This is a genomic window from Nostoc sp. MG11 (genome assembly GCF_014904695.1).
Lineage (GTDB): Bacteria > Cyanobacteriota > Cyanobacteriia > Cyanobacteriales > Nostocaceae > Komarekiella.
In genome coordinates this window covers 196,815-211,387 of record NZ_JACXXN010000004.1, presented here as the reverse complement: position 1 = coordinate 211,387, position 14,573 = coordinate 196,815, and the positions used below count along the sequence as shown (strand labels likewise).

11 protein-coding genes and 1 tRNA gene are annotated in these 14,573 nt (G+C 39.3%); 2 read left to right on the top strand and 10 right to left on the bottom strand.

Going from position 1 to position 14,573, the window contains the following annotated elements; genetic code table 11:
* Positions 1–3 precede the first annotated feature (3 nt).
* Entirely contained in the window at positions 4–1,305 is a 1,302-nt protein-coding gene (locus HCR01_RS08270; RefSeq protein WP_193195754.1) for a hypothetical protein, read from the bottom strand.
* A 180-nt stretch (positions 1,306–1,485) separates the two neighbouring features.
* Between HCR01_RS08270 and HCR01_RS08265 the strand changes: the two genes are divergently transcribed.
* On the top strand, positions 1,486–1,965 hold the full coding sequence (locus HCR01_RS08265) for a hypothetical protein (protein ID WP_193195753.1): 480 nt from the start codon (positions 1,486–1,488) through the stop codon (positions 1,963–1,965).
* A 63-nt stretch (positions 1,966–2,028) separates the two neighbouring features.
* On the opposite strand, the gene HCR01_RS08260 is transcribed toward HCR01_RS08265, so the two are convergent.
* Entirely contained in the window at positions 2,029–4,248 is a 2,220-nt protein-coding gene (locus tag HCR01_RS08260; protein ID WP_193195752.1) for a GumC family protein, read from the bottom strand.
* A 449-nt stretch (positions 4,249–4,697) separates the two neighbouring features.
* Positions 4,698–4,769, bottom strand: a tRNA-Gln gene (locus tag HCR01_RS08255).
* A gap of 162 nt (positions 4,770–4,931) precedes the next feature.
* Here HCR01_RS08255 and HCR01_RS08250 point away from each other — a divergent pair.
* Positions 4,932–6,068, top strand: coding sequence for a nucleotidyltransferase family protein (locus HCR01_RS08250; protein ID WP_193195751.1), 1,137 nt, complete (start codon positions 4,932–4,934; stop codon positions 6,066–6,068).
* 68 nt (positions 6,069–6,136) lie between these two features.
* Here the strand turns inward: HCR01_RS08250 and HCR01_RS08245 are convergent, their stop codons facing one another.
* The 7 genes from HCR01_RS08245 to HCR01_RS08215 all read right to left on the bottom strand — a co-directional run bounded on the left by HCR01_RS08245 (position 6,137) and on the right by HCR01_RS08215 (position 14,522).
* Positions 6,137–7,096, bottom strand: coding sequence for a glycosyltransferase family 2 protein (locus HCR01_RS08245; RefSeq protein ID WP_193195750.1), 960 nt, complete (start codon positions 7,094–7,096; stop codon positions 6,137–6,139).
* A gap of 29 nt (positions 7,097–7,125) precedes the next feature.
* Positions 7,126–8,355 carry a glycosyltransferase family 4 protein gene (locus tag HCR01_RS08240; RefSeq protein ID WP_193195749.1) on the bottom strand — a complete coding sequence of 410 codons (1,230 nt, stop codon included), beginning with the start codon at positions 8,353–8,355 and terminating at the stop codon, positions 7,126–7,128.
* 81 nt (positions 8,356–8,436) lie between these two features.
* Complete coding sequence (locus tag HCR01_RS08235) at positions 8,437–9,684, bottom strand: O-antigen ligase family protein (protein ID WP_193195748.1); 1,248 nt, start codon at positions 9,682–9,684, stop codon at positions 8,437–8,439.
* Positions 9,681–10,946, bottom strand: a complete 1,266-nt coding sequence (locus HCR01_RS08230) for a glycosyltransferase family 4 protein (RefSeq protein ID WP_193195905.1) — start codon at positions 10,944–10,946, stop codon at positions 9,681–9,683. Before HCR01_RS08230 ends, HCR01_RS08235 begins: the two co-directional genes overlap by 4 nt.
* 74 nt (positions 10,947–11,020) lie before the next feature.
* On the bottom strand, positions 11,021–12,187 hold the full coding sequence (locus HCR01_RS08225) for a glycosyltransferase family 4 protein (RefSeq protein ID WP_193195747.1): 1,167 nt from the start codon (positions 12,185–12,187) through the stop codon (positions 11,021–11,023).
* A gap of 224 nt (positions 12,188–12,411) precedes the next feature.
* Positions 12,412–13,557 (bottom strand): glycosyltransferase, encoded by a 1,146-nt coding sequence (locus HCR01_RS08220; RefSeq protein ID WP_193195746.1) that lies wholly within the window; start codon positions 13,555–13,557, stop codon positions 12,412–12,414.
* A 104-nt stretch (positions 13,558–13,661) separates the two neighbouring features.
* The gene (locus HCR01_RS08215; protein ID WP_193195745.1) at positions 13,662–14,522 is read right to left on the bottom strand and encodes a glycosyltransferase family 2 protein; all 861 of its coding nucleotides are present in this window, start codon (positions 14,520–14,522) and stop codon (positions 13,662–13,664) included.
* Positions 14,523–14,573: the final 51 nt, after the last annotated feature.

Here is a 14,573-nt window from a genome sequence, read left to right as displayed (position 1 = left end):
TATTTATTCTCCACTCCCACGTTCTAGACGCCGTTGCCATTCAGCGTCAATTTGTGCAGAACGCTCAACTTCTTGGTCGAGTAAGTCAGTTTCGCTAGAGTACACCAAATCTTCATTGCCAATAACTTTTTCTGCGGCAAACTGATGGGTGTAAGCAATCTTCTGCTGCAAAGAAGCATCCGCACTTGCTAATAGCCTAGCGCGGGAAAGGCGATCGCGGTTACGGTTAGCAATTTTGCTATTGCGCCACTTAATCCAAAAGTAACGCAATAAAGGTATGGCTAAAAAACCGAATCCGTAAGCCAATAACAACCAATAAATTCCTTGCACAAAAGCCACTAGTCCACCTAATTGGGCAGCTATTGTACCATCTCTTAACAAACTTCCCAGTACCAAGGCACCAACAAAATTTAGTACACCCAAGCCAGCACTCAGCATAATTTGTCCTGAGCTTGCTGCACTAAAACGCCACAGCGATTCCTCTAAGTAGACTGGCACTGACTGACGACGTTTTGTGCTTGCTTGTACCTGCAACTCTGGAAAGTAATAAATAATCTGCCCCTCGGAACTTACCTGCGGTTGCCCATTAAATCGCGTGAGAACTGGCAGCATATAGTCTTCGTATTCTTTTGTATATCCTTTGCCAATGTCATCTAGATACGGGGCAATTTGTTCTGCGACTACTGCGCCACGCTTATTACGAATCACAGTAGCAATTTCTTGCCAGCGCCGTTCTTCTAAGTTGGCGTTAGGATTACCATCGCCAAACAAAAACGAAAAGACTGCTTCAAAGAAATTCAGATTGCTTTGTTGATGTCTTTCGCCCCGCCGTTCCTGGTAGTGGTAGGTGTCATAATTGGGGTTAAAATACCAAAATAAATTTGGGAAATAGAAAAAGCCACCACCACTAGAATGGCTACCCCCGTTGTCACTGTCGCGATCTGAGTTGGCAGCAGTAATGATGATGATGATACTAACAGTAATCAGGGCGATAGAAACAGTTAAGAAAACTCCAAAAGAAATACGAATTAGGTAAAATAGAATACCCCAAATCTTTTTCCACCATTCCTGCAATCGCAACTGTAAGTATTTATTGCGTAAAATCGAACGGAAATTTTGCGGAAACAAGTAAACAATATCACCCGAATCTGCTACCTGCAAATGTCCGCCAGTATCAGATGCTAAGGCCAATAACCCAAGATTCGCCTCAGCAATGTTTAATCCTGCCTGGGTTGCCACATCACCAACGGTGACACGATAGCCCAGTTGTTCCACTGCTCGCATGATGGTGGGATTGAGAGTCATTGCTCTCCCCTCCTGTTGAATTTTAATCTGCCTTTATTCAAGTATAAAGTTTTATTTTGAGTGACCTCTCGTGCTAATACTGGCTTGCTTCTCAATGTGCAACATATTATCTGAAACACGACAGTTCATGTTAAAATTAGTTCCCTAGGCTTGGTTAACCAGCAAATTTTCTGCCTAAATATGGTTCAGTATACTCTCGCTCAAAGTCCAGAAATTATCCTCACTGTTTCTGGCAAAGATTCAGCTAAAGCTCGTGAGAAAGCAATGGATCAGCTGATGGAACTGATGGATGCCGATAAGCTGCCAACGGAACTGGAAGAAGGATTTGGCCCTCAACAATTAATTGAGGTGAAGGAACCAACTACTGATTCTGCTAGTGGCGAAGACGCCATTACACAAGCTGTCCAAGTCTTGAGCAATTTGGCTACGCTCAAGCTGAAAGTTCAAGAGTCACGAGATGAAGCATTGGAAATTCGCAAGGCGGTTGATGTTCTGTTCTCCGATAAGTCGGTAACTGAAGAGGAAATTGCTCGCCTCAAGGAAGGTTTTAAAGTTCTGAAAAATTTTGCCCAAGGTAATCTGCGTTACCAAGAGGCGCGAGCTAAAGCAGAACAGGCTCGGCAAGTTTTGGATCAAGCTCTCAAATCGCCTGAAAAGTAACTTTTGATTAGTGTTGGGTAATTAGTAATTGTAATTTTTTTTACCAATTACCCATCACCAAGCTTAGCGTCGTCTACTTCTTCTTAAAGAGGAAGAAATTGACAAGGAACTAGCAACCTCACTACCTGCATCTTCACGAACCCGTTCCAAGCTTCTGTTCTGCTGAGAATACTGCTGGTAATAGTTATAAGAAGCTGGCATAGCGTCTTTAGACTTATTCGCTATTATCCCTAAAATAGGAGTGCCAGATATCTGCACCTCATCCAATGCTTGATGTAGCTCAGTTCGTTTCAGCTTACCTAAGCCAGCAACTAGCACCATCCCATTAGTGTTAGCAGCCAGTAAGTAGGCATCGGCAAACCCTAGCAGAGGCGGTGTGTCATAAATTACTAAATCAAAACTACTGTGCAGATTATCCATCAAATCTTGCATCTTTTGAGATGCAAGCAACCTAACTGAGTCAGGTGGAATGGGGCCAGCACTCATAACATACAGATTTTCTTCTTGAGGTGATCGCTCAATCACATTATTCCAATCTAAATCTTGTGAAATTACATCGGTTAATCCCTGAATGTTCATGAGTCCTACTAGATTATGTAGGCTGGGAGCACGCAGATTCGCATCCACCAGTAATACTCGTTGTCCCATGGCTGCTGCTGCCTGTGCTAGTTGTACTGCAACCGTGGACTTACCGTCTCCTTGGCCCACTGAACTGATCACTAGAGAGCGAATCGGAACATCCGAACCTAAAAGAAGAATATTGGTGTAGAGAGAGCGAAAAACTTCAAAAAAGGAGGCACGACTTGCTTGTTGCACTCCAGCTGGACTTTCTTGGGTCGCCCCTCCAAGTTCTTTTCTTAAAGGAACTATCCCTAGTAGTGGTAGTCTAGTAGCATCCTTGAGTTCTTTAGAAGTGTAAAAGATATTGCTGAGCTTATCTACAGCTAAAGCTACTCCTACGCCCAATAGCAAACCTAAAATACCACCTAATGCTAAGTTTTTCTTAGCACCGCTTGAAACAGGATCAGGTTCATTCACCTTAGCTAATTTAGGATCAAGTAACTGCCAAGGTTGCTGCTTTTGCGCTTTTTCGATCTGCAACGCTTGTTGTTTGGCTGTAAATTGATTCAGGGCATTGGTGACAATTAGTAATTCCCGCTCAATGTTACTATAGTCTCGGCTAACATTAGCCAAACTTCTCACTTCACTATTGAGTCCCCTTATTTTCTCATCCAGAGAACTATCGCGGGCTGCCAACTCTCTTAAGCGGCTTTGCAACTCTTTTTGCACCCGACTTTCTTCTTGAGCAAGCAATGGAAGCAAATAGGCTTTCGTTTGCTTTAAAGTTACCATTCTGGGGTTATCATCCGTCAATACGGCTGACTGTTGTTGAATAGTAATGTCTGCGCCCTGAATTTGATCCAGTATTTTTTGGTAGCGAGCATTTTCACTCAGTACAGAATTACCAGCCCTCTCGCCTGGCTGTTGCGCTAATTCCCTTTGCAAATCTTCATACCTGGCCGCCAGTTGTTCTAGCTGTACTCTTGTTTCTATTCGCTGTTGTTGCAAAGTAGCAACCTGACCAGTCAACTCTTGACCTTTCTGCAACGGATCAATCAAGTTATTGCCCAGTCGCAGGTCTCGCATTTTATTTTGCCAGAATTTAACTGTCTGCTCCAGCGGTTGTCTTTGTTTATTAACAAAGACAATTGCTTGATCTACATCTGCCTGACGCTCCGCTAAACTATAGTTTAGATAGGCATCAGCAAGTAATTTAGAAAAATCGCTGACTTGCTTTTGGTCTGGATGAGTATACGCAACTTCTAAAATATTTGGCTGTTTAGATTCAATAGTTAAGTCATTAAGAATTTCAGAGTATGTTAGATCTGGATATTGAGGCTGAAGCTTTTCGATGATCGGGTCTAGAACTCGATGACTTTGTAAAACTTTGATTGTTGTTGCAACTTGTTTTTCGGACTCAGCCGATGCTACGAGATCGCCCTGAGAATTTGAATTTATTGTTTGAGGAACATCGGCTATAGCCTTGCTCTCACCGGTCACAGGATTGGTTAAAATCTCGAACGAGCCTTGATATACTGGAGGATCTGTTTCTGCCTTTAATACTGCCGCTGTTGCTACTACAGCCGTGATACCAGCGATCAACAATATCCGCCGGCGCAGAACTGTTGCAATTTGACCCAGATTTAACTCATCTTCATCAACATTTAGTTGAGTAGCGTTAGCTTGTGACAATGGGTGAGGATATTTGTCTGACTTTAGCATGGCATCTGTGAATTAAGTTATTTTTATTGCTTAGATAGGTGAATGCTTCGATTCCATCTTGGCATACGTAAGTTGGATTGCTTATGAAGTTACCTTGTCTTTTGCCGCACGCTAGTAAATTACTCATCACATAGCTCAAGCAATCTCAAGGAGAGTTTAGTGGTTTCAAAAATCTACTTAATACACCTATCAACTGACAGCGATATTCAAAATCCGGGCAAATCGGGAGTCACGCACTATCATTACAGTAACATTACGCAAGACAAATTTGTTGACCCTTTTATATCTTGAATCAAGCCTATAGAGATTCTTTATACAGCAGCAATGCAATGAGAGTTATGATTAATAACCATAATACAAAACAGAAAAAAAGCCTTTAGACCCAGAATAAATTGTAGAGAGATCTGGATGTTAAAAGCTTGGTCTATTAAGTATGATTCTAGATTGTACTGGGGCGCTAGGATTCGAACCTAGGAATGGCGGGACCAAAACCCGCTGCCTTACCACTTGGCTACGCCCCAAAGATTCCACTGTTGCTAATATAGCAGTTAGCCCTAGGGTAATGTCAAGTATTTTGATAGCTGATTTTAGATCATAGGTTTTTACAATTGAATTGCTACAGCTACAAACCCTGAAAATAACAAGGTTAGCCATTAAACTATTGCTGTTCTTATATAGCTGTGATGAAAATCTTATCTACACCCGATACTGAAAACAAAAACATTAAAATTTACCCGGAAGTTGAGCTGCTTCTTTGTTGTGCCCGTACTCAACTAGATCCCGCAACTATTGAGCGAATCAAAATCTTAGTTCAACAAGACCTTAACTGGACTTATATCATCCCAACAGCACTACTACACAAAGTTATGCCACTGTTGTATCAAAATCTCAATAACATCTGCCCAGAACTAGTTCCCAAACCTATTTTAGCTCAACTACTAATTTATTTCCAAGCCAATGTTAGACACAATCTCTCTTTAACTGGCGAGTTAATTAAACTTTTGAATCTGTTTGAATCACAGGGAATTTCTGTGATTCCCATCAAAGGAGCTATCCTAGCTATCTCAGCCTATGGCAATATTGCACTCCGTCAATTCAACGACATAGATATACTAGTTCGTCAGCAGGAAGCCTTAATAGCTAGGGATCTTCTTGTTTCTAAAGGATATGAGAGTTCATATAAATTTACTCGAGAGCAGGAAGTCGCACGGCTAAAATCTCCATTTTGTAAGGATAATAATTATCATCATAAGGATACAGGAATTAATATAGATTTTCACTGGCAACTTTTGCAAAGATATCTATCCTTTCCACTAAAACATGAATGTCTTTGGGAACGTCATAAAAGCGTATCTTTGGCAGGCAAAACAATACTCAATCTCTCACCTGAAGATAATCTCTTGTTTCTCTGCGTACATGGTTCTAGAGATCGCTGGAAACAACTGCAATTGATCAGCGATGTAGCTACACTAATCTGCGTTTCACCAGATATAGATTGGGGATTAGTTATCGAACAAGCCAATATATTAGGTTGTAGAAGAAGATTATTGTTAGGCAGTCTCTTATCCAAGGATTTATTAGGAATAAAGCTTCCAGAAGACATTTTGCGAAGAATACAGGCTGAACCAGAGATAAAATTACTGACAAGGGAAATAACTGAAAGACTTTTCCTTCAAACTGAGGAGATACCTAAACTTTTTGATAAATCTTTTTTTGATATCAGAATTAGAGAACGTCTACAAGATAGAGTCCAGTATAGTATTTACCAATCAATTTTAGTTCTTGCTAGAAGCAACAGGCTATTCCCAGCCTGGATATAGAAGGATATTTAAACAGTGAACGAGTGAACGAGATTTTGCTATGACTTGACAAGATACAATAATTAAAACTATTCAAGGCGTTTTTCAAAAATTGAATTAGACTCATTAACTAAACCATTCAATTTTTTACTTTCTATAACACCAGAATATTTAGAATAAATTAATTGCCAATTTTTGATAGCTTGCTTCGGCACAGCTTCTTTATTAAATAGCCTCATTCCACCTACGCCTACATCCCGCACAAAGTCCGAATTATAAAATCCAACTTGATAGCCTGATAGCCATGCTCTGATACAAATATCTGCATCATCGCATTGAAATGGTGCAAACTCTTGACTAATACCTCCTAAATCAAGAGCTTCTTTCTTTCTTAAGAACATAGGAGCACGATTAACATACTCTGCGAACATAAAAGGCAGATTTTTTTCACTAATCAAGAATTCAGGTTTTCTGATAATTCTGTACTTATTAACTCCTGGAGTTCCAGCAATATTTCCTTCTTCTTTATAAGCTGAATCTTTACCTGGATTTATTCTGTCAGGCATTAAGAGATCTAAAGCTAATCTTCCTCCCAAAACTAAAAGTTTAGGAAAAGTTTCAAATAAACTTATGGCATCTTCTACCCAAATGGGAGATGCAGGTGGAATATCATCATCTTGCAAGAGGATAATATACTCACCTCTAGCTAAATCAATAGCTCTGGAATAAGTCCTAACTTCATATAAATCATTGCTTCTTATCAAGAAGTCATTTGGTCGGGTTAAATGCTCTATCCAGTCTTGGTATGAACCATCTGAAGATCCATCATCGATTACAATAATTTCATCTATGGGAGCAAGTCTTAATGCGTTTATTAAATTGCTTATATTCTGCCGTTTATTAAAAAATTGCACAACAGCAGAAATCTTAGGTTTTTCATTATAAGTAAATTCAACTTCTGTCTTTATGTTTGAAACTTTTTTTATCAGTGAAGATTTAGTAAAATTTATAAAGTTATATTTTAATAGTATTAAAGCTTTTTTTAACATGATTCACCTCACTATTAAAATACTGATAGTCAATATACACTATATTTAAAAGTTGATATTGTCAAGGATTTTTGCTGATTTTTATCGACAAGTTGCTGATAAATTTTAATTAATTGCTGATAATTCTCCTCGGAAGAATATTTAGTCTTATATGAACAAAGAGCGCCCTTGCTTAGAGTAAGTATAACTTCATGATGAAGAGTTACCCATTTTATTTGTTCTGCTAAATCATGTGAATTACCAGCCTCAAAGTACAAGCCATTTACTCCGTACTCTACAATTTCTGTCAAACCACCTAATTTTGGAACCAATACAGGTAATCCACAAGCAAATGCTTCTGCGATCGCTAAGGGAAAACCTTCATACCAAATAGAGGGAAATACTAAAAGATTTGCATGTTGCATTAGTGATAGAACTACTGATTTATCTTGAAAACCCAAAAATTCAATCACATGCTCGTAATCTGAATTATGGACTTTTGCCTGCAATTCCTGGCGTAATGGACCATCACCAACAATCTTCAACGGTACACGCAAATTTTGCTCTATGTATGCATCAATTAAAATGGAAATTCCTTTTTCTTCTGATAACCTTCCAACAAATAACAGATAATCATCTCGTTGATTACTTTGATCGGGAAAATCAGGAGAAAAAACAAAATTAGGTTTAACAAAAATTTTTTCTCGTGGCAATCCAGACTGAACCATTTTTTCTTTTTGAAATTCGGTAAAAACGATATAAGCATCTACCCGTTCCTGCCAAGTATTTCGTAGTCGATGCCAGGTAAGCATTGCTGTTACAACCGAGCTTTGTAGGCGTGAGTTTCGGTAGCAGCCATGCACAATACTAGGCCAAGGTATTAGCTCGCCCATGCAATCCTCACAAACTTTACCATCTCGAAAAGGCATTGCCTTGGGACAGGCAAGTCGGTAGTTGTGAAGAGTTTGGACAACAGGTAGCCCATACTTCTGACAAGCATCGTATATGGAAGGAGAGAGCAAAGGAAAAAAGTTATGTACATGAACGATGTCGGGACGAAACTGGGCAATTTCTTTGCTAACTTGTTCTTTCGCTGAATATGAGTAAATTGCACTTACCGCAGTTACAACTTTATCCCAACCGTTTGTAATGTCTTGATTACTAACTTCCAGTAAAGACACCTCATGATCATTTGCTTCCAGCAATAACTTCTCAGCCTTCACTACTCCGTCTTCACCGCCTGCAAGTTGGTATCGGTTATGTAACAGCAAAACTTTCATAAGGTTAACTCTCCCAATAGTTGAAGAAGGTAAGGTATATATGGGAAATCTGAGGCAATCTTACTCAGGCTTACTGTCTCTTTAAGATTTAACAGCTACTTGTTCTAAACTGTCTGATACTAACGACAATTTGCTAGTAGATTTAATCATCTTTTTACGACAGCTACCACTTCCAAGGGAAGCGCCTACCAATATCCCTAAAGGAGCCATTGAGAAAATATAAACTATCACATTGTCGCTAATCATACTTAAAGATACAGCTACCAAAGCAAGGAAGGCCGCCAGGTGAACGTGGGCATTGGCTCTATCATATTGATCTGCCCATTGCCAGTTTTGCCAGGTTTTGATTATTAACTGCGAATATCCTAGAAGCCAGAATGTTAAACCTATCAAACCGTAATCATGAAAAATTCGCAAGTAATCGTTATGTGGGTGAATAAAAGCAGGACCAACACGTTCTCCTAAAACGATTCCTACGGAACTTGGCCCCTTGCCAATCCAAGGTGATTCCATAGCTGAAGCGTACGCAACTGGCCATGCTACATTTCGTCCAGATGTATTAATTTGAACTCCTCCAACAGTAGCATTATCTCCTACGGCAGTAAAACGAGAGCGGATGGGTTCAACATAGGTGAATGCCAAGTATGCAACAGTAGCTATTAGGGCGACAGTTAAACCCATACGCACCCAACCTTTGAGACTTTTCAAAGATATTTGAGATAAAGGAAATAGAATTAACGCTATGAGTAGTGCTGTTCGCGAGAAACTTAAAGCAATAGCCATAATTGTAAAACTTGCCCACAATAATCCTCCGGGCAAGCGATAGCGCCAGGCTGCAAGACACCAAGCTATTCCTATAATGGCAAACAAAGCAAATGATCGCGGCCCCATAATCAAGCTTGCGCCGGGACCATTTATGAGAAGACTCAGCCCATACAACCCTACTGATATTTTGATTGCTGTTGGAAAACTCTGACTTATGTACTTGGGTAGGTCAAAAGTTCGGTTACTCTGTATTGTACTGAGCACCACAAATCCAACGAATGCTATGTATAGCGACAAGTTTTGGATAGTAGTGACGAGAATCAATGTGGAGTAGTGCCACAGCCAATCTATTAAAGCAAATATGACAAATAAAACTAACCAAGATGCTACTAGTACTACCTTGGGCATCTTAGAACGAATGAATACCAAAACCCAAGTCGTTGGAGCTAAAATAAGCGTTAGTATACCTAAAGCAGTAATTCCGCCTAAGCGGAATACACGTAGCAAATCAGTCAGTCCACAAACAAATAGTGTTATAGATAAAATATTTTGATAAAAACTCATAATTTTTTAACCAATTTCACGCCTAATTGCTCTTGGGTTAAGATTTCTTCGTAGAGTTGAGCCAACTGTCGTCCTCTAGTTTCCCAACTAAAAGCTTCTTTCACCCTATGATGTCCAGCTTGTCCCATACGCAATCTTAACTCTGGATCACTGCTTAAATGGGTCATAGCTTTAGCAATATCGTGCACTGCCTGTTCAGGTGTATGTGCTGGGATTTTAAAGCCAGTTTCCTCTGTAACTTGAACAGATGGGCCTCCTAAATCCAAGCAAATCACCGGACGCTTTGCTGCCATCGCTTCCAAACAAACAAATCCCCCAGATTCATGCAAACTGGGATGAACTAGAATATGGCAATCCCCTAACTTATTCCAGGTCTGTTCACGAGAAAGATTGCCCCAAAACTTAACTCTTTTAGTAATATCTAAATCTTCAGTCAATATTTCTAACTGTTTACGCTCACTTCCTTCTCCTATAATCCAATATTCAGCATCAGCTAAGTTTGCTTGGGCGAATGCAGCTAGCCCCAAATTAAATCCTTTCCAGTGCAAAAGTCTACCTATGCTAATAAACCTGATTGGATAATTATCAAGAATTGCATAATCTGCAAGGTTGCTTACTTCATCCTTAGATAAACCTAACTGGGAATAAACTTGAACATTTTTTGCACCTATTTGGTGCAATCGCTTAGCTGTATCTTCAGTTGTAGCCCTGGCTAAGGTACTTTGTTGAGCAGTGAGACGGACTAACGGATCAAACTCACCTATCCAGCGAGCCAAATTTCGCAAAACTTCATAAGCCTTGCAACGAAAACTAAAGTTTTTCCAAAAGCTTTTAGGAACTGATTCTCCACCGCCAACAGGGCCCCAAACAAAAGGAATTGGAAGTAGTGAGACAAAGCTAGGGCTAGAATATCTCACATAGGTCACATGATGTACAATATCAAAATCAATATGCTTGTGGAGTGAGCGACCGATAAAATACGCCCAAATTTGCCAAAGGTAATAATGAAAATAGACCCCTCGCTGTTTTCCTTTTCGCTGAGGACTCCAATCTAAGACCCAACCTAGGGGATCTAGATAAATAAAGTGCAGGTTAGACACTGGGTTGCGTGCTAGTTCACTTTCAATGCCTTGGCGGTGACAGTTTGATGTCAGCACCCAGACTTGGCAATACTTGCTCACTTCTCTAACAACATTCCAGCCTACTCCCGGCTCTGAACCTTGCCCTGGTTCACAAGCATAGGCAGAGAACAAAACTTTAATGGGTTTCATACTTGATAAGTCCACAAAACTAGAAGTAGCCAATAAAAAGTGCCTTATTCATTAAATTGATTAAATTAATGCTTCAATGCGAAAGATTGAACGTCGGCTAGAAACTCTGCTGCTGCTTCCGGAGTATGATATGCTATTGACTCTTGTGACTTATAACCCATAGAGGTAATCAGATTTGGATTATCTATAAAACAACGCATAAGTTTAGCTATCTCTGTAGGATCATATGGATCAAAAATATAGCCATTGTCCCCAGGGGAAATCATTTCTGATACTCCTGCATACTTAGAACACATTATAGGTTTACCAAACAGCATCGCTTCTAGCACCACCATACCCCAAATGTCTTCTAAAGTAGGAAATATGAAAATATCTGTATTCTGAAAATATTCTCCTAAACTACCATAGTTAACCCATCCTTCAAACTTAATTCTGTTTTCCAAACCACGCTCCCTAATCCAGCTTTCAAGCTCTTGGCGTTGTGCACCATCACCAATCACAATCAAAGTATAATCACGACAACCTTGATTTTCTAGTAGTAAACAAGCTTCTAATAGAAAGGTTAGACCCTTACGATGAATTGTCTGACCAATAAACAAAAAAACAGGATGTTGATTATTAGACAAGTCTAAATCGTTAACTGCACTAGATTGTAAAAGTGCCTGTTTGTCTGGAATTTGGTAGGGTCTAGCGAAAACTTTAGCCTGGTCAACCTTTAAAGCGTTCGTAAGATATGCTTTTCCCCCTTGAGAGTTGGTGACAAATGCATCAGCGTACTCAGCCATTAAACGTCTACTGAAGACACGAATTGGCGAATCACTCATGTCTATGTTAGGTGAGCTTCCACTGTATATGATAATGACTCGCCACTTTGTTAATGGCTTCAACATGAGAACTAAAAGAGTCCATATAGAAAGACCAGTTACAAAGATGACTTGCGGTTTAAACTTCAGAAGATGAGGAATAATTTCTAAAGGTAGTAGTTGGATTATACGTTTGTATCCTGCATTTGTTTTACCAACAGAAATTTCTTTATATTTACCTACTACATTGACTTTAAAAGCATCCTCACACCCAGACACGAATCCAGGCCATTCTGAAGTAAATATCTCTATTTTGGGAACTATTTTATCAAGATTGCGGAGTACGGGCTGTATGTAAAAACCTAGTTTCATGCTAGGACTAACCCATGCTATTGTAAGATTGTTGAATTTATTTTTTACGTAATCCATATTAGCTTAATCCACATAATACAAGGAAATATTTAATTATGGTAATCTTAAATTTAAGTGAATAAAATTAGACACAACTTATTAAGAGTATTACTAAAAAATATAGATTGTTAATTAAGCAAATTATCTCTATATTTAATGATGAATTTTGAATTTTGAACAATAGAATTAATATTTAGAGAGCAGAAAAAGGTAAAAATTAATATTTTTAGGATTGTCTAAAATCAATCAGAAAACTTCACTAGCTGTTGATATTGATCCCAAGCGGTAGATGCAATATTGTTCCAATCAAGATGCTCTAATGCATAATGCCGACCTCTCAGTCCCATTTCTTTCCAATCTGAACGACATTCGAGTAACTTTATTAACCCTGATTTAATTTCTGATACCTCTGGTGCAACTACAACACCGCAGCCACTTGCTTGAACATGGGGCGCTATGCCAGCCACTTCTGAAACTAGCAGCACCCGCCCAGCTAGCATTGCTTCGAGAGCAGCAAGACTGAAGCCCTCAAAGCGAGACGGAACGCAAAAAACATCGTAGTTCTTGATAATTAAAGGTGTAGGTGTTGAGTAATCAGCAGGGAGAAATAAGGTTCTATTTGACAGTGAAAGCCTTGCTACTTTATCCTCTAAATTTTTCTTATCTCCTTTGTCAGCACCCTGAATTACAAGTTTTGCATCAGTAGTTTCAACAATTTGAGCAAACGCATCAACTAGCAAATCTAGACCTTTGTTATGGGTATCTATACGACCTATAAAAAAGAACTTGGGAGTGCTTTCTGCGTTCCAGGTCAAGGAGGCTTCTGGATACACCTCATTAGGTAAGAAACCATTAGGTGCTGCTATGACGGGAGTATTGACTTTCAAATCACGGAGAAATTCAGCATGCCGAATATCTAAAATTTGTACCGCTTTCGCTTGCCTCAACACTCGTCGTTCTAAAAAATACCAGTAGACCCATTTGACATAAGAATTTTTACTAAAAATCGCAGGATTATAGGGATCGTGTGGGAATACTATGTAGGGTACGCTATATTTTTTCAAAACACGGGATATAGCGTAAATCCTAGGCTGAAATATACCGCTTAGAATAATAAGGCTATGGCTATCTAAATTATGACTAATGAATTGTTTTAAACCACTGGCAATTTTAAAAGTTTGATTTTGATTCGGATTCGTAAAACATTTAATTTTGTATCCCTCCGGCATCTTGAATGAGTCATCACTCTTTCCTTCACAAAGGATTATGACCTCTACACCACATTTAACAAGTCCAGAGGCAAGACCATGAATAGCTTTTTTAGTTCCCTCACTCTTAATTAGTGTGATGTCTGGTGGAAAACCCTTTGTATATATATATAGTTTCATCGTCTAACTCAGCAACGTTAATTGTTTTTAATTTTAGCAAGAACTTAATTTTCAAAAGCTTTTCATACGATTCAATCAAAGGTGGTATTAGTTTAAGGTCAAGCTTAAGCCCAACCCAACCACCCTTGCACTCTACCTTGAAAAGTTGCCCAGTAAGACTCTACTCTGTCTAAGCGACCTTGAAGTAGTGATAACGCAACTCCTACCAATGGACGACCCCAGTTGTAAATAACGAACCACAACGGAATTTTATGCTTACGTAGTACCCGACCTCTGCCCATTGCATAGGAATAAGTTTTGAAGTAGCTTTTATCTTGGCTAATATTAGATTGAATTAGTTGTGTTTGTGTTAATTTTATCGGGTGAGTTACAGTTACGGCCGGGTCGTAATACAAACCTTTATTAATAGCTCGCAACAAATAATCAGTTTCCTCTCCCGAACCCCAAGGTGTGTTTGCTCCAACTCCTAAACTTTCATCAAATACACCTACTTCTATCACAACTGATTTGCGGAGAAATATAGTGTAAGAAATACCTCTTCGCCACACATTAAAACGGTTGATTTGTCCTGCTGGACTCTCTCCATGTCTACCGGAGTCTTTACCTTGTTGGTCAACAGAACGTCCTGTAAGACCATTCCATTCAGGATGGTTTGTAAAGAAGTGGGCTACATGCTCCAGGATATCCTGTGGATAAGCGCAATCATCGTCTGGGAAGGCCACTATGTCACCGTTAATATGCTGCAATCCTACATTACGAGCGAGGGATAGTCCTTTTGCAGAACGCAAGTGCAAAATGGAAAAGCTATTTTGATAAATTTGAATGAATTCTAGAAGGCGATCATCAGGGTTTTGATCTATGACAATCAACTCGAAGTTACGATAAGTTTGGGTGTTAAGAGTTTGCAAAAAATACTGAACTTCGACGGTGCGATTTAAAGTAGCAAGAACAAGAGAAAATTTCATTATGTTTTGTACCAAAAAACATCTTCGGTCATCTTTAAGGTAATGAAACTT

Bases quoted from the DNA above. Each gene is read 5' to 3' on its own strand.
- HCR01_RS08270 (WP_193195754.1), bottom strand. From the start codon at position 1,305: ATGACTCTCAATCCCACCATCATGCGAGCAGTGGAACAACTGGGCTAT.
- HCR01_RS08220 (WP_193195746.1), bottom strand. From the start codon at position 13,557: ATGAAACTATATATATATACAAAGGGTTTTCCACCAGACATCACACTA.
- HCR01_RS08240 (WP_193195749.1), bottom strand. From the start codon at position 8,355: ATGAAAGTTTTGCTGTTACATAACCGATACCAACTTGCAGGCGGTGAA.
- HCR01_RS08225 (WP_193195747.1), bottom strand. From the start codon at position 12,187: ATGGATTACGTAAAAAATAAATTCAACAATCTTACAATAGCATGGGTT.
- HCR01_RS08235 (WP_193195748.1), bottom strand. From the start codon at position 9,684: ATGAGTTTTTATCAAAATATTTTATCTATAACACTATTTGTTTGTGGA.
- HCR01_RS08245 (WP_193195750.1), bottom strand. From the start codon at position 7,096: ATGTTAAAAAAAGCTTTAATACTATTAAAATATAACTTTATAAATTTT.
- HCR01_RS08215 (WP_193195745.1), bottom strand. From the start codon at position 14,522: ATGAAATTTTCTCTTGTTCTTGCTACTTTAAATCGCACCGTCGAAGTT.
- HCR01_RS08265 (WP_193195753.1), top strand. From the start codon at position 1,486: ATGGTTCAGTATACTCTCGCTCAAAGTCCAGAAATTATCCTCACTGTT.
- HCR01_RS08260 (WP_193195752.1), bottom strand. From the start codon at position 4,248: ATGCTAAAGTCAGACAAATATCCTCACCCATTGTCACAAGCTAACGCT.
- HCR01_RS08250 (WP_193195751.1), top strand. From the start codon at position 4,932: ATGAAAATCTTATCTACACCCGATACTGAAAACAAAAACATTAAAATT.